The organism is Candidatus Poribacteria bacterium, assembly GCA_026702755.1.
GTDB lineage: Bacteria > Poribacteria > WGA-4E > WGA-4E > WGA-3G > WGA-3G.
Genome location: JAPPBX010000074.1, coordinates 53,947 through 75,058, shown reverse-complemented (window position 1 = coordinate 75,058; position 21,112 = coordinate 53,947). Strand labels below are relative to the sequence as shown.

At 48.6% G+C, this 21,112-nt stretch carries 18 protein-coding genes; 9 read left to right on the top strand and 9 right to left on the bottom strand.

The window, feature by feature from the left end; translation table 11 throughout:
* On the top strand, positions 1-973 hold a 973-nt coding region (locus OXH39_13615), incomplete at its 5' end, for a hypothetical protein (GenBank protein ID MCY3551493.1).
* 33 nt (positions 974-1,006) lie between these two features.
* A complete protein-coding gene (locus OXH39_13610) occupies positions 1,007-1,300 on the top strand; it encodes a hypothetical protein (protein ID MCY3551492.1) in 294 nt (97 codons plus the stop codon).
* A 189-nt stretch (positions 1,301-1,489) separates the two neighbouring features.
* On the opposite strand, the gene OXH39_13605 is transcribed toward OXH39_13610, so the two are convergent.
* The 6 genes from OXH39_13605 to OXH39_13580 form a co-directional block, all read right to left on the bottom strand.
* The gene (locus OXH39_13605; GenBank protein ID MCY3551491.1) at positions 1,490-2,110 is read right to left on the bottom strand and encodes an NIPSNAP family protein; all 621 of its coding nucleotides are present in this window, start codon (positions 2,108-2,110) and stop codon (positions 1,490-1,492) included.
* A gap of 25 nt (positions 2,111-2,135) precedes the next feature.
* A complete protein-coding gene (locus OXH39_13600) occupies positions 2,136-2,642 on the bottom strand; it encodes a hypothetical protein (GenBank protein MCY3551490.1) in 507 nt (168 codons plus the stop codon).
* The gene (locus tag OXH39_13595; GenBank protein MCY3551489.1) at positions 2,639-3,904 is read right to left on the bottom strand and encodes a DUF3696 domain-containing protein; all 1,266 of its coding nucleotides are present in this window, start codon (positions 3,902-3,904) and stop codon (positions 2,639-2,641) included. Before OXH39_13595 ends, OXH39_13600 begins: the two co-directional genes overlap by 4 nt.
* Before the next feature lie 164 nt (positions 3,905-4,068).
* On the bottom strand, positions 4,069-4,206 hold the full coding sequence (locus OXH39_13590; GenBank protein ID MCY3551488.1) for a hypothetical protein: 138 nt from the start codon (positions 4,204-4,206) through the stop codon (positions 4,069-4,071).
* Between the two features lie 39 nt (positions 4,207-4,245).
* Complete coding sequence (gene icd / locus OXH39_13585) at positions 4,246-5,490, bottom strand: isocitrate dehydrogenase (NADP(+)) (protein ID MCY3551487.1); 1,245 nt, start codon at positions 5,488-5,490, stop codon at positions 4,246-4,248.
* Positions 5,491-5,606: 116 nt separating this feature from the next.
* Complete coding sequence (locus tag OXH39_13580) at positions 5,607-7,157, bottom strand: hypothetical protein (GenBank protein MCY3551486.1); 1,551 nt, start codon at positions 7,155-7,157, stop codon at positions 5,607-5,609.
* Positions 7,158-7,691: 534 nt separating this feature from the next.
* Between OXH39_13580 and OXH39_13575 the strand changes: the two genes are divergently transcribed.
* From OXH39_13575 to ligA, 3 genes are all read left to right on the top strand, one after another.
* The gene (locus OXH39_13575) at positions 7,692-7,991 is read left to right on the top strand and encodes a BMC domain-containing protein (protein ID MCY3551485.1); all 300 of its coding nucleotides are present in this window, start codon (positions 7,692-7,694) and stop codon (positions 7,989-7,991) included.
* A 164-nt stretch (positions 7,992-8,155) separates the two neighbouring features.
* Positions 8,156-9,583, top strand: coding sequence for an aldehyde dehydrogenase (locus tag OXH39_13570; protein MCY3551484.1), 1,428 nt, complete (start codon positions 8,156-8,158; stop codon positions 9,581-9,583).
* A gap of 233 nt (positions 9,584-9,816) precedes the next feature.
* Positions 9,817-11,820: an NAD-dependent DNA ligase LigA gene (ligA, locus tag OXH39_13565; protein MCY3551483.1), complete on the top strand. Its 2,004-nt coding sequence runs from the start codon at positions 9,817-9,819 to the stop codon at positions 11,818-11,820.
* 24 nt (positions 11,821-11,844) lie between these two features.
* On the opposite strand, the gene OXH39_13560 is transcribed toward ligA, so the two are convergent.
* Positions 11,845-12,522 carry an endonuclease III domain-containing protein gene (locus tag OXH39_13560; protein ID MCY3551482.1) on the bottom strand — a complete coding sequence of 226 codons (678 nt, stop codon included), beginning with the start codon at positions 12,520-12,522 and terminating at the stop codon, positions 11,845-11,847.
* A gap of 39 nt (positions 12,523-12,561) precedes the next feature.
* Here OXH39_13560 and OXH39_13555 point away from each other — a divergent pair, with 39 nt between their 5' ends.
* The 3 genes from OXH39_13555 to OXH39_13545 all read left to right on the top strand — a co-directional run bounded on the left by OXH39_13555 (position 12,562) and on the right by OXH39_13545 (position 15,479).
* Positions 12,562-13,440, top strand: coding sequence for a sugar phosphate isomerase/epimerase (locus OXH39_13555; GenBank protein MCY3551481.1), 879 nt, complete (start codon positions 12,562-12,564; stop codon positions 13,438-13,440).
* A gap of 131 nt (positions 13,441-13,571) precedes the next feature.
* Positions 13,572-14,633, top strand: coding sequence for a DUF1611 domain-containing protein (locus tag OXH39_13550; protein MCY3551480.1), 1,062 nt, complete (start codon positions 13,572-13,574; stop codon positions 14,631-14,633).
* A 45-nt stretch (positions 14,634-14,678) separates the two neighbouring features.
* Positions 14,679-15,479 carry a phytanoyl-CoA dioxygenase family protein gene (locus tag OXH39_13545; protein ID MCY3551479.1) on the top strand — a complete coding sequence of 267 codons (801 nt, stop codon included), beginning with the start codon at positions 14,679-14,681 and terminating at the stop codon, positions 15,477-15,479.
* An 80-nt stretch (positions 15,480-15,559) separates the two neighbouring features.
* Here the strand turns inward: OXH39_13545 and OXH39_13540 are convergent, their stop codons facing one another.
* Together OXH39_13540 and OXH39_13535 are read right to left on the bottom strand one after the other, a co-directional pair.
* Entirely contained in the window at positions 15,560-17,392 is a 1,833-nt protein-coding gene (locus OXH39_13540; protein ID MCY3551478.1) for a WD40 repeat domain-containing protein, read from the bottom strand.
* 57 nt (positions 17,393-17,449) lie between these two features.
* The gene (locus tag OXH39_13535) at positions 17,450-17,659 is read right to left on the bottom strand and encodes a DUF4926 domain-containing protein (GenBank protein ID MCY3551477.1); all 210 of its coding nucleotides are present in this window, start codon (positions 17,657-17,659) and stop codon (positions 17,450-17,452) included.
* A 304-nt stretch (positions 17,660-17,963) separates the two neighbouring features.
* On the opposite strand from OXH39_13535, the gene OXH39_13530 reads away from it, so the two are divergent.
* The gene (locus OXH39_13530; GenBank protein MCY3551476.1) at positions 17,964-21,077 is read left to right on the top strand and encodes a UvrD-helicase domain-containing protein; all 3,114 of its coding nucleotides are present in this window, start codon (positions 17,964-17,966) and stop codon (positions 21,075-21,077) included.
* Positions 21,078-21,112 lie beyond the last annotated feature (35 nt).

Here is a 21,112-nt window from a genome sequence, read left to right as displayed (position 1 = left end):
ATACCAAAAGAACCTTGATAACTATGGCTTTCGCATAACTTCTGAGAAATATCAGTTAGTGACACAAGGTCCCACTAACCATCAAACTCAAGTAAGGGATCTCCTCAATCAAGACCTTATTGGGCTTGAGGATGTCCTCCAGTCAGACGTACTCACGATCTTCGGTCCGATACGGCCTGGGTTAGAAAACACCATCAGGAATACTATTGAAAGGGTTCGGAATCGCAGGGGGAGAATAGCCGTTGTTTTAGACACAGTTGGTGGCATCGTTGAAGTCGTTGAACGGATGGTAACTGTTATCCGTCATCACTACAATGAAGTTGACTTCCTTGTTCCTGATCGGGCTATGTCTGCCGGTACAGTTTTCGTGATGGCAGGAAATCAAATTTACATGAATTACTTTTCATGTTTGGGACCGATCGATCCCCAAATTGAGAGGGATGGAAGATTTGTGCCAGCCATGTCATATCTGAATCAGTACCAGCGACTCCATGAAAGAGCAGAATCGGGACAGTTGAACACGGCAGAACTGATTCTTCTCAACAATTTCGACCCAGGAGAACTTTACCAATTTGAACAAGCGCGCCTATTATCGCAGGATCTTCTGGCTGACTGGCTCTCTACCTATAAATTTAGAGATTGGGATACCCACAGTTCGACAGGATCCCCTGTTACCGCTGAAGAAAAAACAGAAAGAGCAGAAGAAATAGCCAAAGTACTGGGTGATTATGAACGTTGGCGTTCTCATGGGCGCGCGATCTCAAGAGACACATTAGCATCGGATCCCATTCGTCTGAAAATTGAGAGGATTGAGGATAATCCAAACCTCTCTGTCGCTCTTGATTACTATTTCAAATCGCTTGAATATTACATGAGTTTCTTTATTTCAAGCGAGCATGACTTGTTTGTACATACCCGAAATGTTCTCAGAAGATTTGCGGCGCGTCCATCAAGAGCTCGGAGCAGTAACTGAGATAACTTTTTAATAACGCAAGAGGGTTTGCTAATGAAGGACTTACGCGATCCTACCACTTCCTCTACGACGGAAGACAAGGACGATGAATCTAAGGCGAATACATCTTCCAGTCAGAATGTTGACGTAGAGACTATCGAAAACAATCCCAAAATTGATGCTCAACTGGTATTGGATTTTTACCGTCTCGTTGAGGCATCACAGGGCGTTATCCGGAGTGGACGGGGTGCTAATTACAGCTTGTCTCATCCGCTTGACTCCAAAGTTGTGCCAACCGACGATCCCAATCAAACTGAGGAAGATATGAAAAAAGTGAAAAAAAAATGAACACCAGTTCAATTCTTTTTGGCGAGGAATCTCTTTCCTTGCCCATATTTTTTCAGATAACAAGCAGCGGTCAGTAGGTGCTGGAAAGAAAAGGCGAGGTTACAAACCTCGCCAGCGGCGCAGAGATTGAGAAACTGGACAGATGCCACCCCTACGAGGCTATACGGATTTATCGTTGTGGAAGTCAAATTACTGCATCGGTGAAAACGGGGCAGGGAGCAGGAGTTTGCTTTCCTGTGTGATGGGTCTGACAGAGCCTTTGGGGGGCCAGACACCTTTCTCTCGCGTTTCTGCTCGGATTCGGGCGCGTTCCTCAAAACTTCGATATGCCCATAGATGGATGAAATTGTTGACACCACCGTATTCCGAGTACCAACAACCTGCCAACGGTGAGAACTTCACGCGTTCGGGGATAGCAGCACTCCACGCCTCCAGCACTTGCGGCATGCCTTCGACGGGATAGGTGTACAAACGCATTTCATACAACGGACCGAGGTCTTTTTCACCTAAGGGTTCCATAAACGGGGCTGGCAGAAAAATCTCAGAGACCATCGACACAATGAGATCGCTTGTATCGGGGGGCCATACCGGATTTGGTTCGGCTTCGGCAGCGCGTCGGATTTCTGCCCGCTGTTCGAGACTTTCGTAGGGCCATACGGCAACCATCTGATTCAGCGGTCCTACTTCGGTGTACCAATGCCCACCGAGTTTGGATAGTTCTTGGCGAGCCGGTAACTTTTCGCCGAAGCGTTCCCAGTATTCGTTAAGTTGACCGAGTTTCAGGTTATAGGTTCTTATTTCATAGATCACGCTATCTCTCCTATGTTTTGAGGCGTTACGCACTTAGCATCGAACGAATATCATCTTCACAAATGAAATCAACTGTGACACTATTCTGACGGAGGGCATCTCGGTAATTCCACCATTCACTATCTACTGCTTGCAGGATGGGAGGTTTTTCGGAGTGTGCAAGTGCGACAGCGATGAATTTTTTATCATCTGGATCGAAATCCTCTAATGCAGGGTCTGTTGGGAACTCTTGAAAATTAGTTTCTAAATCATCAACAGGCGTGATGGAAACCAAGTCGCATTGTTGCGGGTTTGCCCAATTTATCTCCGCCCATTTGAGGAAAGCGTCTCCAACACCAGGAAAACCTCCGGGATTCAACTTATTCCGGTATTCCTCAATAATTCGCCGCTGGTCATCCAACACTAATTTTACATTACCTTCGGTAATCTTCATCAGTTCGTCAATACAGGTTTCTACGCAGTCTTCAGAGGCTTGGTCTGCTCTTCCATTGGCAACCAGCGGGACATTTGTATCTACGATAACTTTCATCATTTGCTGGCTTTCTTACGTCTCATCTCCGCTTTAGTCTTTGCTGCCAAGTCGCCCATCTGATCCCCGAAGAAGTTTTGCGGCCAATTCGTGATGTTTCCGTAGTCATCGACGTTGAGCCTCTCAATTTCAGATACGCCTTCGTTCATTTCGCAAAAATAGAAGGCGGTATCGTCCGCAGAAATTTGCTCCTCAGCGATGCGTCGCATTAAGCGCAGAATCAGATGCTCGCTGTGGCTCTCAAGGATAATTTGGAGTTGCCGATTTTTTACGACCTCAATGAGAAGATCCGCCAGTTCTGACTGCACTTTTGGGTGGAGGTGCGCTTCAGGTTGTTCAAGGATGAGGATACTTCCCTCGGGGACGTAATAGCAGAGAACTAATACCGGCAGTACTTGTGAAACGCCGAAGCCGACATCTGTGAGTCGGACTTCGGGACCTCCCTTATACTTTCGGACGAGGAATTCATAATCTGTCTCTGTGTCAAGAGCTGGATTGAGGCGATAGGAGTCGATTAAATCCAACTGCTGTAGCCATTTGGGAATCTGTTCTTCAATAGAAAGGAGTTGAATTCGTCCAGAAAAGAGGGCGGTGACCATATCTTCGCCATGCTTTCCTACACCTGGCGAATGCTTCCCCTGCCATGTGTAATTCTGACGCGGATAGTCGCGGAGGGGACCGAGGTAGCGGATACTACGGAACAGGTTTTCAAAACGGATTTGGAGGGACGAAAAAACTTCCTGATTATGATAGTGAGCACTACGAAGCCCATAGCACCGGAATAGAGACTCGTCATGAGACTTAAGTTCAACAGGAACAGAAATTAAAAGAACATCTTGACCGTTCGAGTCTACTGCAAGGTTTTTTTCACCAATATTATAATTGAAAGACACACCAGGGACCGAATTCTCATTGTCAAAAAGACTGAGTTCAAAGGAGAGGATATCCACTTCGTCCATGTCCACTATGCTTAGTTTTTCGGAAAATTTCCACGAGAGAGAAATTTTGAGTGGTATATCCCGTTTGTGTTGGTGAATCAGGTCGTCAAAACTGCCTAAGTTAACGAGGGAATCCATATCACCGAAATCAATTATTCCATTCCAATTTGGTGGACGTTCCACAGTCTGCTTTAGCATGAGCAGCGTTTGCAGAATGCTGGTTTTGCCAGAGCTGTTCGCGCCGAAAAATCCGGTTAAGGGTGCTATCTGTAATTTACCGGTATCTTTCCACGATTTGAAATTTTGTGCGCTGAGTTCGGTAATCATAATGTATACCCGCTTGTGTACATAGAAAGAAGGGTATCTCTAAGGCTTCGTATAAGAAAATAGGTACGGTTACAAATCGCATCTACCAATTCAGAGAGGGAAACAGGATGTGGTTATAAACTACACCTATGGGGATTGGCGTTACGGCACACGGCGGGTGCCTACTACTTTTCACCTTGCTTGCGGATTTCGACTAACTCTCCCAATATACGTCTGTGAAGACGATGTAATTCAAGGACGAATCCGATGCCGATGACAACCGACACACCCGCTGCGAGAATAAGCTTCGTTTTTAGGGACATGTGCCACTCCTTCGCTACGTGCTATGGAAAGTGCTTGGGTTAGAAGTTTTCGACAATCGCTGCGCCGAACTCGGAGGTACGGACCTTTGTCGCGCCTTCCATCAGACGTTCCAGATCGTAGGTCACCCGCTTTTGGAGGATAGTCTTCTCAAGTCCGCCAATAATCAGATCAGCGGCTTCCTGCCAACCGAGATGCTCAAGCATCATCACCGCAGAGAGAATCAGTGAACCGGGATTGACGACATCCTGGTCGGTGTACTTCGGTGCGGTGCCGTGCGTCGCCTCAAAAAGTGCGACCTCATCGCTGAGGTTACCACCCGGTGCCATACCGATACCACCAACCTGTGCAGCGGCGGCATCTGAGAGATAATCACCGTTCAAATTCGGTGTGACAATCACATCGTATTCATCGGTACGTGTGAGAATCTGCTGCAACATGCTGTCGGCGATCCGGTCATTGACGACAATTTTGCCTTCTGGGCACTTACCGTCATAATCGCTATAGAGTTCATCTTCCGTGATGGTTTGCTCGGCGAACTCCTCTTTGGCGAGTTCATATCCCCACGCACAGAACGCACCTTCGGTAAACTTCATGATGTTACCTTTGTGGACAAAAGTAACACTGCGTCTACCGTGATCAATTGCGTATTGGATCGCCATGCGTGCCAAGCGTTTCGTACCGAAAATACTGATCGGTTTTACACCGATACCCGAATCTTCACGAATGTCAACGCCCATTTCGGTGCGGAGCAGCTCAATCACCTTTTTCACTTCCGGTGTGCCTTGTTCCCACTCAATACCGGCGTAGACATCTTCGGTGTTCTCACGGAAGATAACCACATTCATCTTTTCGGGATGCGTGACAGGGGCAGGAACACCTTGGAAATAGCGGACAGGACGCACACAGGCGTAGAGTTCAAGTACCTGACGGAGCGTCACGTTTAAACTACGGAAACCACCACCAACAGGTGTTGTGAGGGGCCCTTTCAGGGCAACGCGGAAGTATTCAATCGCGTCAAAGGTATCCTGTGGTAGCCACTCATTGTACTTTGCCATGGCGTTTTCGCCAGCATAGACATCAAACCAAACGATCTGATTTTCACCGTTGTAGGCGGTCTGGACAGCAGCATCAACGACACGGCGCGTCACCTTCATTATGTCTCGTCCGATGCCGTCGCCTTCAATAACAGGGATAATCGGCTTATTCGGCACGACGAGTTGCCCGTTGGCGAGTCCAATCCTTTCACCCTCTGTTGGTGCTACTAATTGCTCTAATTCAATCACTGGTATTCCTCTCTAAATGGTTTCAGTTTTCAGTCCTCAGTTATCAGTTAAAAGAGACCTTAGATTTAACGAATTCTCTCCTTAACTGAAAACCGATAACTAATAACCGATAACTCTTAAAAGGCGTTCGCACCTGCCATCCGGTTATGTAATGCGACGACTTCATTTGGAATCGTCATATCGTCGGTGGGTTTCGGAATAATATCAGGGTGCGGTGGGATAACAGGTCGGATAATTTTCAACTGGAGTTGTTCACGTGCATCCATCATCCAGCCGAAACCGCGGAAGATATATGTCAACAGCGTTCTGTCATTTTCATAGATGCCCATACCTTCTTGTACAGACCACCCGCCAAAGTCGGTGTTTGGCGTTAAACGGAGGGGTGGCTGGTCTTCACGTCCGGGTCGGACAAAACCTTCAATGAAGGCGAGCTGGTAAATACGCTGTGCAATACTTAAACGCTTTTTCTGCCGATCATTGAGTTGAATATCACCGTTGTCAATAGCCTCTAAGAAGGGATTAAAATAGATGGCGGGTCTGGGATCCTGCTGGATTTCATCGGAGCGTCCAGCGGCGGCGATTTCGGGGTGTCCAAAGGTCGGGAGTGCAGTCAGCATTCGTTGCTGGATCGCTTCTTCAAGCGCAGCGTCATCAAGGGATTCAATTTCGTTAATAAACGCCGTCATATCATGAATTGCACCGAAATGTCGGTTCCCATCTAAGGTCATCTGAGAGGCGACAAAAAAGTCGGAGACCGCGGCAGTGTGCAAAGTAGCCAGATAGCGTGCGACAACGTTGGAACCTGCGGAGCCGTGGTGCGTCTGTATGATGCCCATCCGCTCCAGAATATCCGCTTCAATCGTGCTCGCCTCTCGTCCCAAGAGGAGGCTATAGGAGGTCTGGAAGGCGGTTTTACCACTCTTTTCGTGTTCTGTGATGAGATCACTCGCGCGCATCGCGAGGACTTGCGGGTGCAGTGCGTTGTTCTCGCGGAGCTGATGCCGCATATAGGTAGAGACCGTTCCTACGGCGACATTCTCCATGTGCGTGTCAATGAGTTCGGCAAGAAGTTCACTGGAATCTCTTGTACCACTAATTCCTTTTTGATCTGGATTGCTGAGTTTACGGAGTGTTGAGAAATGTTGAATGACAGCGTCAGGGCCCGCTTCTGGGAAGGCTTTAACAAATTCTGCGATCTGATTAACGAGGCGTTGGTTACCTGCGAGACTCTCTCTGCGATCCGTCGTGACCTCATAAAATTTCTTATCTATTAATTCTGATAGCAGTGCTTCTTCATCAATTCCATCCGTATCGGTTTCAGGTCTCCTACCGAAAAGCCCGACGAAGATGACATACGCAGGACTCAGCCGGTTTGCGATAATCTCACTCTCGGACACAATACCGCGAAGTGCAAAACTACGGATGTTCAATGTTATCTGCGTGCCAGCACAGTCAACCGCGGTTTTGTGAAGTGCGGGATTCGCGAAAACAGTTGTTGACTGAGGCATTGAACTGAAACTGTTAAGCACAGCTACAATTTTATCCTCACCTAACTCAGCTGCTCTGCTTAAGGAATCCGTTACTGGGGAATACGCTGAGGCTTCTGGCACGCTGGACAGGATTTTTTCGACCGCGGCTACCTGTTTCGCCTCCAAATTCTTATTCAAAATGGGTTCTCCTTCGTTGACTTTTTAATAGAAAATTCTTCTTGCAAGCTACTCCGAAATTTAACTCGTCCGGCTCCACACAACCACCTTTCACACGATAGGACAATGCGGTGCTTCAGATTTCGTTTAAAAAAGTTTTGACTGACCGTCGTCAACACCTTAAATATTTTAGCAGAATCCTGATTAAAAGTCAAGATAAAATTGGAAAATAGTTTTCAGTTATGGGTTATCAGTTATCGGTTGGTTCTCCTCGCAGTGAGAGTTATCAGTAGAAAAAGGTTCGTGAAAGGGCAACCGTAATTGTCTGAACATTTGCTGGCGAGGTGCGGCACGTAGGTGCTTATAAGAAAATCGCGTAAACTCTAAAAATTTGACTTGCAGAAATGCGGATTTTGTAGTATCATTATTAACGAGTATATTTGATTAAGGGAGCTATGCACGCATTCACACTATGGCAACGTTACAAACAGATATCGGTGGTGCGCCGCAGGGTGCCTCAGATTTTATTTTTTTAAAGACAAGGAGCTTAATTACATGAGCAATGAAGCATTAGGAATGGTTGAAACACGCGGACTCGTCGGTGCGATTGAAGCCGCCGACACTATGGTAAAAGCCGCAAACGTCCAATTAGTCGGAAAAGAGCAGGTAGGCGGCGGTTTTGTCACTGTCTTAGTTCGCGGAGATGTTGGCGCGGTGCAAGCAGCAACGGATGCCGGCGCAGAAGCCGCGAAAGCCGTTGGCGAATTGGTGTCCGTACACGTCATCCCCCGTCCACATTCAGAGGTGGAAACTATTCTCGGTGGAAAGCCTGCAGCGGAGAGTAAGGCTAAATAATCGGAGACCTTGTAGGGTGGGGATGACTTTCGCACCTCAGCCCTACACCGCTTTAGCAGAGAACACATTCGCGCTACCACGGGATACGCAGTCTAAGGTGTCATTCGGTGGTTTTACTGTGTTCTCGTATGCGCGCCCCGCGCAGTGAGGTACTGGAGGGTTGAATGGCACAAATTGACGAAAAACAGATTGAAGAGATTGTTTCCCAAGTCTTGAGAACACTGCAACAAGACCGACCAGCAGCAGCGCAGCCTGTAGCAGTTACGGGTGCGAGTTCTTCTCGGGCAGGGGTTTTTGCGACAGTAGCGGAGGCGATCGCCGCGGCCAAAACGGCACAAGAAGCACTTGTTAAGCTCGGATTCGCCAAAAGACGTGAGATTATTGAAGCGATCAAAGAGGTATCGCTTGCCAATGCGAAACGCCTCGCTGACTTAGCAGTTCAAGATACGAACATGGGAAACGCCGAACATAAGGTGATGAAGAATGAGGGTGCCGTTACCCTCTCGCCGGGAGTTGAGGATCTGCTGTCAGAAGCGATGTCAGGTGACACGGGAACGCTCTTGATTGAGTACGTCCCATTCGGGGTTATTAATTCGATTACGCCCACGACCAATCCTACATCAACAGTAATCAACCACGCGATTATAATGCTGTCAGCCGGAAACGCTGTCGTCTTCAGTCCACATCCAAACGCTCGTGAGTGCACCGAAGAGACGATGCACGTCATCAACGAAGCGATTGTCAAGGCAGGCGGTCCCGCCAACCTGCTCACCTCTGTTGCAAATGCCAGTCTAAGAACAGCAAAGGAGATCATGGAGCACCCTGACATCGCTATGCTCGTTGCGACGGGTGGAGCATCCGTCGTCAGGACAGCACTATCGAGCGGCAAAAAGACAATCGCAGCCGGTCCCGGCAACCCACCGGCAATTATCGACGAGACTGCTGACCTGCAGGATGCCGCAAAACACGTCATCGCAGGCACCAGTTTTGACAATAACCTGCTCTGTATCGGCGAAAAAGCACTCTTCGTAGTTGAATCTGTTGCGAATGAAACGATTCGAGCACTCACACAGAGCGGCGGACATCTACTCGACGCGAGCCAACGCGAGGCACTGGAGTCTGTTGTCACCGAAAAAGACGAATCAAACAAAGAATACATCGGTAAAGATGCCCTGACGATTCTAAACGCTGCTGGTATCACGGCACCCGCACAAACGACAGCAATTGTTGTAGAAGTTCCGGCTGACCACGGGTTTGTTATCAACGAATACCTGATGCCGATTCTGCCCGTTGTTCGGTGCCGAGATTTCGATGAGGCATTAGCAGGTGCCCTTAGAGCAGAGGGCGGACGTGGACATACAGCAGTGCTCCACACGAATAACACGAAACGGATTACGCAGTTCACGAAGGCAATGGACTGCAGCGTTGTGGTTATTAATGCTCCATCTTACGCGTCTTGTGGGTTGGAAGGCGAAGGATTCTTAGCGATGACGATAGCGGGACCGACAGGCGAAGGTTTCACGCGTCCACGCACATTTACACGCCAGAGACGATTAACACTTGCAGGCAATTTATCTGCACACACGCAGTGACGCAAATAGATTTATTCTGACCGGTCCAGGTTGCTTAAAAACTTTAAGGGTTATGCAAGATTCTTTCGTTTGCCTGCGGGAGTGGAAAATTCTTGGTTGGAAGGTCGGAAGGTTGGAAGATTGAACACCCTTCCTTCCATTCTTCCATCCCCTTCCTTTCATCCTTCAATATCTGTTTTGTGGGCGTTCGTCCTGAACCTTTCAAAACCCCTTTTAGAACCGGATAAAGCGTTATGCGAATAGAGATTGATGAGCTGAGAGCGTTAATACGCCATCATGAGCGCAAATACTATATCGACAACCAACCGGAAATCTCTGACGCGGATTTCGACGCGCTTATGAAGCAGCTTGCGGCACTCGAAGCAGCAAGTGAAGCACCCATCCCGCCAGATTCACCGACGCAACGGGTCGGTGGCGGTGCTGTATTAGGTGCCCGTCTACAGCACCGTAATCCCATGCTGAGCCTGAACAACAGTTACAATGAAAAGGAGTTACGGGAATTCGCAGAACGTGTACAGCGGTTATTAGAGGATGCCCCGGTCGAATACGTCACAGAGATGAAGATAGACGGGCTGGGGGTTTCGCTAACTTATGAGAACGGTGTATTTACGCAAGGACTCACGCGTGGAGATGGCGAATACGGTGAAGATGTAACCGACAACTTGCGAACGATCCGTTCTGTTCCATTACGACTTGTTGACACAGAACGAGCAGTGCCACCTGTCTTAGAAGTGCGCGGTGAAGTCTTTCTCCCGAAAGATTGTCTCAATGAAATTAACGTGCAGCGCGAATCAGAAGGGGAACCACCTTTCGCGAACCCTCGGAATGCCGCCGCCGGTTCATTGCGCCTGTTAGATGCCTCCATAACCGCCTCTCGTCCATTAGATATCTTCATATATACCCTCAATTACGCCGAAGAACTTGCTCCCGCAACCCACACAGAATCGCTCGAAAACATGAAGCGTTGGGGACTCAAGTGTAATCCGCATACCACCTACCATAAATCCATTGAAGACGTTCAAAACTATTACGAACACTGGTTAGAAAAACGCCACGAACTTCCCTATGAGACCGATGGTGTCGTCGTAAAAGTCAACCAATTCTCCCAACAACGTGAACTCGGTGCAACCTCCAAATATCCGCGCTGGGCAATCGCTTACAAGTTCAACGCGCAGCAAGCCACGACAACTATTGAAAAAATTGAAGTGCAAGTAGGACGCACGGGTACACTGACACCGGTGGCGATTCTGAAGCCTGTAACACTCGCCGGTGCGACAATCACACACGCCACCCTACACAACGAGCAAGAAATTCGCTCGAAAGACATCCATATTGGTGATCGGATTGTGCTTGAGCGTGCGGGGGATGTCATCCCTAAAATCGTTGAGGTGCTAAAAGCAGACCGAACAGGTGATGAAGTTATTTTCAACTTTCCAGAGTCGTGCCCGGCGTGTGGCACGTCTGTCCAACGTACAGAGACAGAGGTCGCGGTCCGATGCGTGAACGTGGTCTGCGCTGCACAACTGAAACGACGCATTGCGCACTATGCTTCGCGCAACGCACTCCAGATTGAAGGTCTCGGTCCCGCTACAATTGACCAACTGGTGGATAAAGAACTGATTCGCGATGTTGCCGATCTTTACGCTCTGAAGGTAGAACCGTTAAGCGAACTGGAGCGGATGGGGGTTCCTTCTGCGCGCAACCTTGTCCACCAAATAGAACAGAGCAAGACGGTACCGGTAGAGAAGGTGCTTTTCGGACTCGGTATCTTTCATGTCGGAGAAACTGTCGCGGAGCTGCTCATTGAACACTTTTCATCTTTAGACAAACTCAGCGAAATATCACTTGAGGAAATTGAATCGGTGGACGGTATCGGTCCGCAGATAGCGGAGAGTGTTGTCAACTTCTTCTCGCAAAATCAGCCGTTGATTGACAAATTGCGGAAAGCCGGTTTACACTGTTTCACAGTAGCGGCAGAATCTAACAGCACAGAAGCCAGTATAATGACGGATAGCTTCTTCAGTGGGAAAACGTTCGTCGTTACGGGCAGTCTTGAAGGTATGACGCGCACCGAGGCATCTAAAGAGATTAAGACGCGGGGCGGTAAAGTTACATCAAGCGTAACAGGCAAGACGGATTACCTCATCGCTGGCGAAGGCGCGGGAAGCAAATACACGAAGGCGGAAGAATTGGGCATCCCAATTTTGACAGAAGCGGACTTTTTTGCAAAACTATAGCGGCAGCCGATTGCAACCCACTCGTCATTCAGACGACTCGTAATAGGCACAAGACGTCCGTAAACGACACTCTTGGCAATTCGGTGTTTTTTTATGACAGATTCTCGCACCGTGCCCAACGATTAACGCATGATATTCGTTGAAGAGATCAACATCGTGCGGGAGATTGTCCATAAATAGGGCGCGAAGTTTTTCATAGTTATAGTTCCCAGTAACCCATCCCAGTCGTGAGAAAAGTCTGTAGGTATAGGAATCAACAACAAAACTTGGTTTTCCCGCAGCGTAGAGGATAATCGTATCCGCTGTTTCAGGACCGACACCATAGATGGAAAGCAGTTCTTCACGCAATTCAGGGACATCTTGCTTAAACATCACGTGCATGGGACGCTCAGCGATGTAGTCCACAAACGCACGGACCTTCTGTGCCTTCATACGAAAGTAACGCGAGGGTCGGATTAACCGCTCCAATGTAGCTTGGCTGATGGAAGCTATCTCTTCCGGTGTAAAAGCATCGGCACTTTTGAGATTCTCCATCGCTTTCTCGACATTGCGCCACGATGTCGCTTGCGTTAGGATCGCACCGAGTGCCACTTCAAACGGCGTATCTGCGGGCCACCACTTACGATGCCCGTGTTGCGCAAGCAGTTGATTATAGAGCGAAAATAGTTTTTCAGTAATATTTTCTTCACATAGAATTTGCATACGTAAAAAGTCCTCAATGCTGTAAGAAAAGGGAAAATTATGGATTTAAGTTTCAGCACCAGCGCAGGCGACGGCGGTTGGAGCCTTGCCGAATGCGCAGCGTGGGCAAAAGCCAACGGATTTGACGCAATCCGTCCTAACGCCACCGGCGTTGTTGAACCGAGTGTCATTATACAATCTGGTGGCGAAGAGGTCAAGGAAATTTTGGAGAGTCATGGTATATATCTCGCCGCCTTAACAGCGCATAGTAACCTACTTGACGATGATCCGGAAACACGAGAGAACGCGCGCGACACTTTGATGCAGGCAATCGAAGCTACTTCTATTCTCGGGGCACCAGTGGTCGTGACCTACGCTGGCAGTCCCGTGAGTTGGCACTTCTACGGGCAGTTCTCCTCAGAACCGGGAAATCCAGGGGACAGGTCCGTTGAACTCGTCGGACGGTTCAAAGAGATGTGGACACCTGTCGTCCGTTTCGCCGAAGAGAAAGGCGTGCAGCTTGCACTCGATTGCGCCGTACGCATGGGCAACATCGCTTGTAATCCCGAAATGTGGGAACGTATCCTCGACGCGATCCCATCAGATTCACTGGGGCTGTCCTGCGATCCGTCGCACTGGCTATGGATGGGAATTCTACCCGCTGAAGATGCGATCCGTATGTTCAACGGCAAGTGGTATTACGCCGATGTGAAGGATTGCGAAATCAGTCCACAGATGAAATTCCGACAAGGTATCATTGGGAACTGGTGGTGGCAATATCGTGTACCCGGACGCGGTCAATTGAATTGGGGTACGATCACCGGTGCGTTGCAGGAATCCAGCTATGACTATGTCCTCTGTGTCGAAAACGAGGATCGCGGTGCGCCAGGGTTAGACGGATTCGCCCTCGGCGGCAGGTATCTCCGGCAATTTCTTTAATAGTTGTCGGTCATCAGTTATCAGTTGTCAGTAGGAGAACTGGATGGACTATCTTTCAATCTCTTGAAATTGATTGTGATTTGTGTTAGTCTACAAATGTATCCCATTCTCTCCGAAACGGCGGATAAAAAATGGTAAAGCAACTACAACCGAAATCACACAGAATCGCCATTCTCGCCGAAGGCTCATTCGGTGTTCTTGAATCGAAGACCGCCACAGTGCTCGTGCGCTACCTCCCTGACAATGTAGTGGCAGTCATTGATAGTGTCAATGCGGGACGGGACACCAGCGAAGTCATTGAGATCGGTGAAGGCATTCCAATCGTCCGAGACCTCGCCGAGGCGATGCAGTTCAATCCGACGATGCTCGCGATTGGCATTGCACCTCCGGGCGGCGAGTTACCACATCCTTGGCGCGCTATCCTCCACGAAGCGATACACAACGGTTTACACGTCATGAGTGGTTTGCATCAATTTCTGAGTGAGGACGCAGAACTCTCAGAACTCGCAGCGGCACACGATGTGATTCTATGGGATGCCCGAAAACCGCCTGCTGATCTCCCCGTCGCGACGTGCAAAGCCGACGATGTCAATGCCACAGTGATTCTCACTGTCGGTTCAGATTGCCGTGTGGGTAAGATGCTATCGGGTATAGAGGTCACACGTGCATTGCGAACGCGTGAAGTCAACGCCGAATTCTGTCCGACAGGGCAAAACGGGATTATGGTATGGGGATGGGGCATTGCGATCGATGCCGTCGTCTCTGACTTCACTGCCGGTGCAGCGGAGCAGATTGTACTTGAAGGTGCGCAAAATCACGATCTACTCATCGTTGAAGGACAGGGTTCACTCGTACATCCCGGATATTCCGGCGTAACGTTAAGCCTCCTCCACGGCAGTCTACCGGATGCGATGATATTTTGCCATCAACCCTCGCGGGATACGGTTGCACGGTATACAGTGCCGTTGCCCTCACTCACTGAGATGATCGCACAGTATGAAGCGATGGCTGCACCGATAAAGCCTGCGAAAGTCATCGGACTCGCTTTGAATTGCTTTGATTTGTCTGAGGATGAGGCACGCGAGGCAATACTCAAAACGGAGGCAGAGACGGGATTGCCAGCGACAGATGTCGTGCGGTTCGGTGCAGATAAACTCGTTGATGCTGTTCAAGCCTTTCATAGAGAAAAATAAAAAGAAACATTCCAAGACTATAGAATCAGAGGAGATGTAAAACCTATGACTGATGAAGAAAAATTTCGATTTGACTTGAGCGGATTCCTCGTGCGTCCTGCGATCCTTGAACGCGACGAGGTGGACGCAATCGTTGCTCAGATTGAGCGGATACATCATAACCCTGAATCTTTACCACCAGAACACCGCGCTGTACCGGGCGGTCCCGCGAGTGTTCTCATCGACCACCCGAAGGTGATTGATGTCCTACACGAAATTATCGGACCCGATGTTCGGTTGGAGAACTGCTCCTCTGTCTGGCGTGAAAAAGGACAGGAACACGGTGGGCTTCATGGGGGTGGACCGCAACAGGGCGATCCGATCTTTGGGTACCGCGTCAATAACGGACGGATTCATGCGGGGATGGTGCGCGTCGTCTTTGAACTCACGGATGTCACCAAAAATGATGGTGCGACACATTTCATAGCAGGCAGCCATAAGTCTAACTTCCCGATGCATTCGGATCACATGTCCTTAGAGGCAGGAGAGCGGAGTCCGTTCCTGATGTCGTATGAATGCCCAGCGGGGAGTGCGATTTTCTTTACGGAAAACCTGTGTCATGCGGGTCCTGTTTGGCAACGGGAGGCACCACGCGTAGCAGTTCTAAACGCCTACGCGCATCTCGCAACGCATTGGCATCGGCTGAAGACCCCGCCCGAAGTACTCTCCGCCTTACCGCGCGAAAAGCAGGCATATTTCCGTGAACCGTGGGTCGCCGACTTCCGTACGAGTCCAGCAACGATTAACACAATTGAAAGGTTTATTGACAACGAAGAACCACCTGTTAATACCGATACCAAGCCGTAATAAAACACGCGTCATCTGGAATGAAAATGGCGAGGTTGCAAACCTCGCCAGCGAAGAGGATCGGGTTTCCCAAAAGCTGGTTAGACTAAATTATATGTAGCCTCAACAGTTGCGAGATCCCAGATAAAGATTGTCCCGTCTGCGCTGCCACTGGCAAGGGTTCTGCCATCAGGACTGAATGCCAATGTGCGAACTCTAAAGTTCTTAATGAGTGCACGCTGCTGGTTGGTGGCAGGATCCCATAAACGGATCGTGTTATCTTCAGTATCACCGCCGCTTATAAGCGTGCGTCCATCTGGCGAAAACGCGACGGTCTCAACAGTATCGGTATGGCCTATAAGGGTGGTTATATGCTGACAACTGTTCACATCCCAAAGTCTAATGGTGTTGTCCGAACTCCCACTGGCAAGAATGTTTCCATCCGGTGAAAACGCAACCGCCTTAACAACATCGGTATGGCCTGTAAGCACAGCGAGATAATGACCAGTGATCGCATTCCATAACCGAATTGTGTTATCCTCACTGCCACTCGCAAGGGTTCTTCCGTTCGGTGAAAATGCTACTGTCGTAACAATATCGGTATGGCCCGCTAAGACTGCTAATTGCTCTCCAGTATCAACATCCCACAATCGAACAGCGTTGTCTTCACCGCCGCTCGCGAGTTTAGGACTGTTCGGCGCAAACGCCAATGCGGTAACCATATCCGTATGATCCAAGATCGCCATCTCGATGCCAGCATTCACATTCCACAAGCAAATCCTTTCATCTTGACTTGCGCTTGCGAGGATTTCACCATCCGATGAAAACGCGACATCCTCAATCAGATATTCATGGCCGTTGAGGGTTTGAGACGCAGTGTAGGTGGACAGGTCCCACAATCGAAGCGTTTCGTCATCACTGCCGCTGGCGAGGAGATTCCCGTCAGGAGAGAATGTTACGGCATTAATCCACTCAATATGCCCGTCAATAATTGCTTTCTCTGCACCGGTAGCAGGATCCCAAAAACGAATGGTATGATCACCACTCGCACTGGCAATCGTTTTTCCATCGGGAGAGAAAGAGATGCCGCAAATACCATCTTTATGTCCCGTGAGAGTTGCCTGTTCGGTGCCTGTATCCGCATTCCAGAGCCGAACGGTCTGGTCACCACTCCCACTCGCGAGGAATGTCCCATCGGGTGAAAACTCCAAATTACCGGTAACACCGATGTCGGTGGCGAGAGTTTCTAATTTTTCGCCGGTAGTGGTATCCCATAAGCAGAGCGTCTCGTCCCGACTGCCACTGACGAGATTTATGCCGTTGGGAGAGAACGCCAACGCCATAACGTTATGTGTATGTCCTGTGAGGGTGGAGAGCTGTCTTCCTGTATGGGCATCCCAGAGATTGATGGTGAAGTCATTACTCCCACTCGCAAGGGTTTTGCCATCCGGTGACAACGCCAAGGTCGTGATAGGATATGCATGTCCGATGCTCTCAAAGTGCAGGCGACCTGTGTGAATGTCCCAAAATTGGATTTTCCCATCCAGTCCCCCGCTGATGAGGGTTTTGCCATCCGGTGAGACTACGAATGCCCAGACTTCATCTTCAGCATTTCCGAGTCTCATTATGGAGTGACGCTGGCCAGTGTAGACATCCCATAGCGAAATCGTATCATCCCCATTTCCAGTTACAAGGATTGTACCATCGCGCGAAAAAGCGAGCGAAACAGCACCTTGATCCTGTCCATGCTTAAGGAGTGCGAGTTCGGTGCAGGTATGTGCATCATACAACCAGACACCGATATAAGAGGCAACAGCAAGACGGATCCCATCTGGTGAATACTGAATATCCGCTATTCCGCCTTTGCCGAGGCGCGCCAAAGCACCTGTGGGAAGCTCCCATTGCGTGTAGGGTTGTGGGTTTTGGGTGTTCATGTCGTCTAAATCTGCGAGATAATAAGTGTGCTTCACTGCCTAACACGAGCACTAAGCCTACTTTCTTTCTTCAAGAAGTTGATGCCGGAGCAGCATGAGTTGAGAAGCCTCTAATGTCTCCAAAGCATACATTCTGCCTTGCAGATCACTAAATTCAACTTCAAATACGCCAGGTTCATATTCCTCAACAATTGTGCCGACCTGTCCACGGTATAAATTGAGTGCAGGCATATCTACTATTAGGGCAACAGTATCAAGTAATTTCATTGTATTCGTTTTTGTTCAAGCACATAAGCGGCAATATGCTTATAAAAAAATTAAGTCAGAGGAATACCTCAAGTATCTTTTTTTAACCCAACCTACCACACAAAAATTCAAAAAAATGAAACTAACAGGCTCCACTATCTCCAAAATGCCTTGATTTTTCACGTCAAATAAGGTATAATAATCGTAGGTTATTGGTAGTGATGAATTGCTTATCAGCACTCTGTTTCTCAATGCAAACACTATATCACATTGACCTTAAAAAACGCACAAATTTCTCCCGATAGAATGTACGGAGGGAACCCCGATGAACATTCTCCACGAATTAAATGAAAAACAGAAAGAAGCGGTAACACATAAAAACGGTCCCCTACTCGTTATCGCAGGTCCTGGTACAGGGAAAACGAAAGTCATTACACACCGCATTGAGCACCTGATTCGCGAACACAATATCAGGCCAGAGAAGATCCTTGCGATTACATTTACCAACAAAGCAGCGGAAGAGATGCAGGAACGCATCAACAACGAAATTGGTGAACCGCACGGATCCAGTGTTAAGGCTTGCACCTTCCACGCATTCTGTGTCAAAGTGCTTCGGAAACACGCGCTGAAGATTGGATTAAGCGAAAATTTTACCATCTTTGATCAAGAACTCCAAGACGAGATCTTAACAGAAAGCGTCAGTGAACTGAGCCTCAACGCTGACGACTACCCACCATGGTTGCTAAGAAACATCATCAGTGATGCTAAATGCACACTACAGAACCCTGTTGATGCAGTAAATGAGACGGATATTTACGACTCCGAGACTCTTGAAAATATCCGAAATTTGTTGCAAATCTATCAGCGCAAACTCGACGAATACGACGCGCTCGATTTCGATGATCTCCTTCTGAAAACCGTCGAACTGTTGCGGGTGGAAGAAGTACAGGAAGCCTATCATCAAGAGATCTCCTATATTCTCGTTGACGAATTCCACGATGTGAACCGTGTGCAGTATCATCTACTCCAATTGCTCTGTGCTGCACCTGAGCATAATCTCATGGTAGTCGCAGACGAAGACCAATCTATCTATAGTTGGCGCGGCTCGGACCCACAGTATATTGATGATTTCAAAACGGATTTCAACCCGCGGACGCTTGAACTCGATGACCATTACCGGTGCAGTGAGAAAATCTTGCGCGCTGCGGAGGAAGTTATCTCCAGAAACCCGGATCGCCAAAAGCAGCACACGCTCAGAACCCATAAGGATGCGGGACGAGACATTTTTCACTATACCTTTGATACACCTATCGCGGAAGCACTTGGCATCATTAATGTTATCCAGAGTTTGGTAACGCAGCGTAATTACTCTTACCGCGACATTGCGGTCTTTTACCGAACCCACAAACTTGCAGATGTTCTGGTAGAACAGTTGCTGCGCGCAGACATCAGATTCCAGCGGATTCTACCGACGAATTCTTTTGGCGAAGGAAATAGCAAAGGGATTCTCGCTTACCTCCGTTTCATTCAGTGGCGACTTCCACAAGACCTCGAACGCGCGATCAATTTTCCTGAAACGCATATCGACGATTTGACATGGGTGCGTCTCAAATGGATCGCGGCGCGCAAAGGCATTGCGTTCATGGAACTACTGAAAAATATTGAGGCATATCCAGAAGATGTTGGTCCCTTGACTCGCCGAAATGTCCGCCAATTTTGGACGCAACTTGAGAAACTGTCAACTGAAATCGAAGGCGAGAAAATTGATAAAATCATCCAGAAACTCTTTGATGCTTTGGAAATCTCACGCTCACCTTATCGCGCCGAAGAACTGGAGGTCATCGAAAAACAACCGGATTTACCTAACTTAGCAACTATACAGGATGTCCTTTACAGCGCGATTGACCTTGGTGAACCGATTCAGATTACTGCCAGCCATGGGATTGATGAGTATTGCGCAGCACATATCATTCATCAAACGCTTGAAACCTATCTAAACCAGAGTGTGCAACTCCAATTCCTATCTCCTGATGATAATAGACCGACACAGCCGGACAACGGCGTGCATCTACTTATTGGTGATTTTGAAGCACTTGGAGAAAAAGGACAGGACGCACGGGTTATTCTCATCGGTACGGCAGATACAGCAGATAGCGACGTAATCCGTCTTGAAACTGAAGGTGTTCGGAGTATTGCGGCACTCAAACTTTGCCAACGTCTCATCAATCGCTATGAAAGTCCAAACATGGCGGACATGGTTGTCTATGATTTGGAAACCACCGGCATCAATCCGAAAACAGCGGAAATTGTTGAAATCGCAGCGCATCGTCTTAGCCCAATCGGCGATGAGGTTGAACGGTACTACTGCTTGGTAAAACCACCGGGCGGACATATCCCTCGTTCAGCCACTCGCATTCATCAAATTGACGCAGAGACCGTCAAAGATTCACCCGGAATTGAAATGGTATTGCCTGAATTCTTTGGGTTCATCCATGATAGGATTTTGATTGGGCACAATGTAGCGGAATACGATAATCCAATCCTTGCGCGTGACTTAAGAAGATACTTGAAAAGGGACTTATCCGCGCCACATTACGATACACTCGCTACAGCACGCAGACTTTTCCCACGACAACGGTGTAATATGGGGGCACTTGCTGAAAAATTTGGCATTGAACACGGGCGTTTACACGGTGCCTTAGAGGATGTTAGCGTCAATAGAGAGATCTTCAAAGAACTCATCAAAATCGATGCTTACAAACGTGAAGTGAAATCCCTCACCGAACTTCTACCGCTCGTCGGGCTTGGTATCCTCGCCAAAACGGAGGTATCGCAACAAGAAGTAGCCGATACAAGAGATAGCTTAACCGAAACCGATGCGTTGCTCAATGCTGCGAAGCGTTTTGCCCAGACACACAATGCTGTGCTGCCGGATCGTCTACCGCTCGAAGCCTCGGAAGCAGCAGAAGCAACAGCATATATGGAAGAACTACAAGATACCGTTGTCCCAGAGTTCCGAGAAGATATCGAATGGCAACAACGCCGTATTCAGTTTATGAACGCAGTCATCCATTTTGAATCCGTAAATGACGAGCATCAGCTCACCAACTTCCTGGATTATCAGAAGCTGCTCACCAATATTGATGAACTCGACGATAAGACCGAGCAATTGACCTTAATGACGTTACACGCAGCGAAAGGAACAGAATTTCCAATCGTTATCATTCTCGGCATGGAGGAGGGAAGTTTCCCGATGTGGAAACAGAATATTACTGAAGCAGAAATTGAAGAGGAGCGTCGTCTTTTCTACGTCGGCATGACCCGTGCGCAAAACCAGCTCTATCTGTCGTCTACGACGTATCGCACCGGAGATCGGGATCGTTCCATGTCCATGTTCGTTCGTGAGGTGCCGTCTAACTATGTGATCAAATGGCCTTAGTTGAGGCGCAGATAGGTGATCAACCGCGTGGCTAT

What these genes read in the sequence shown, in the direction of transcription:
- OXH39_13545 (MCY3551479.1), top strand. Translation starts at nt 14,679, where the DNA reads ATGACTGATGAAGAAAAATTTCGATTTGACTTGAGCGGATTCCTCGTG.
- ligA (MCY3551483.1), top strand. Translation starts at nt 9,817, where the DNA reads ATGCGAATAGAGATTGATGAGCTGAGAGCGTTAATACGCCATCATGAG.
- OXH39_13530 (MCY3551476.1), top strand. Translation starts at nt 17,964, where the DNA reads ATGAACATTCTCCACGAATTAAATGAAAAACAGAAAGAAGCGGTAACA.
- OXH39_13555 (MCY3551481.1), top strand. Translation starts at nt 12,562, where the DNA reads ATGGATTTAAGTTTCAGCACCAGCGCAGGCGACGGCGGTTGGAGCCTT.
- OXH39_13595 (MCY3551489.1), bottom strand. Translation starts at nt 3,904, where the DNA reads ATGATTACCGAACTCAGCGCACAAAATTTCAAATCGTGGAAAGATACC.
- OXH39_13570 (MCY3551484.1), top strand. Translation starts at nt 8,156, where the DNA reads ATGGCACAAATTGACGAAAAACAGATTGAAGAGATTGTTTCCCAAGTC.
- OXH39_13590 (MCY3551488.1), bottom strand. Translation starts at nt 4,206, where the DNA reads ATGTCCCTAAAAACGAAGCTTATTCTCGCAGCGGGTGTGTCGGTTGTC.
- OXH39_13550 (MCY3551480.1), top strand. Translation starts at nt 13,572, where the DNA reads ATGGTAAAGCAACTACAACCGAAATCACACAGAATCGCCATTCTCGCC.
- OXH39_13575 (MCY3551485.1), top strand. Translation starts at nt 7,692, where the DNA reads ATGAGCAATGAAGCATTAGGAATGGTTGAAACACGCGGACTCGTCGGT.
- OXH39_13560 (MCY3551482.1), bottom strand. Translation starts at nt 12,522, where the DNA reads ATGCAAATTCTATGTGAAGAAAATATTACTGAAAAACTATTTTCGCTC.
- OXH39_13610 (MCY3551492.1), top strand. Translation starts at nt 1,007, where the DNA reads ATGAAGGACTTACGCGATCCTACCACTTCCTCTACGACGGAAGACAAG.
- OXH39_13540 (MCY3551478.1), bottom strand. Translation starts at nt 17,392, where the DNA reads ATGAACACCCAAAACCCACAACCCTACACGCAATGGGAGCTTCCCACA.
- OXH39_13535 (MCY3551477.1), bottom strand. Translation starts at nt 17,659, where the DNA reads ATGAAATTACTTGATACTGTTGCCCTAATAGTAGATATGCCTGCACTC.
- OXH39_13600 (MCY3551490.1), bottom strand. Translation starts at nt 2,642, where the DNA reads ATGATGAAAGTTATCGTAGATACAAATGTCCCGCTGGTTGCCAATGGA.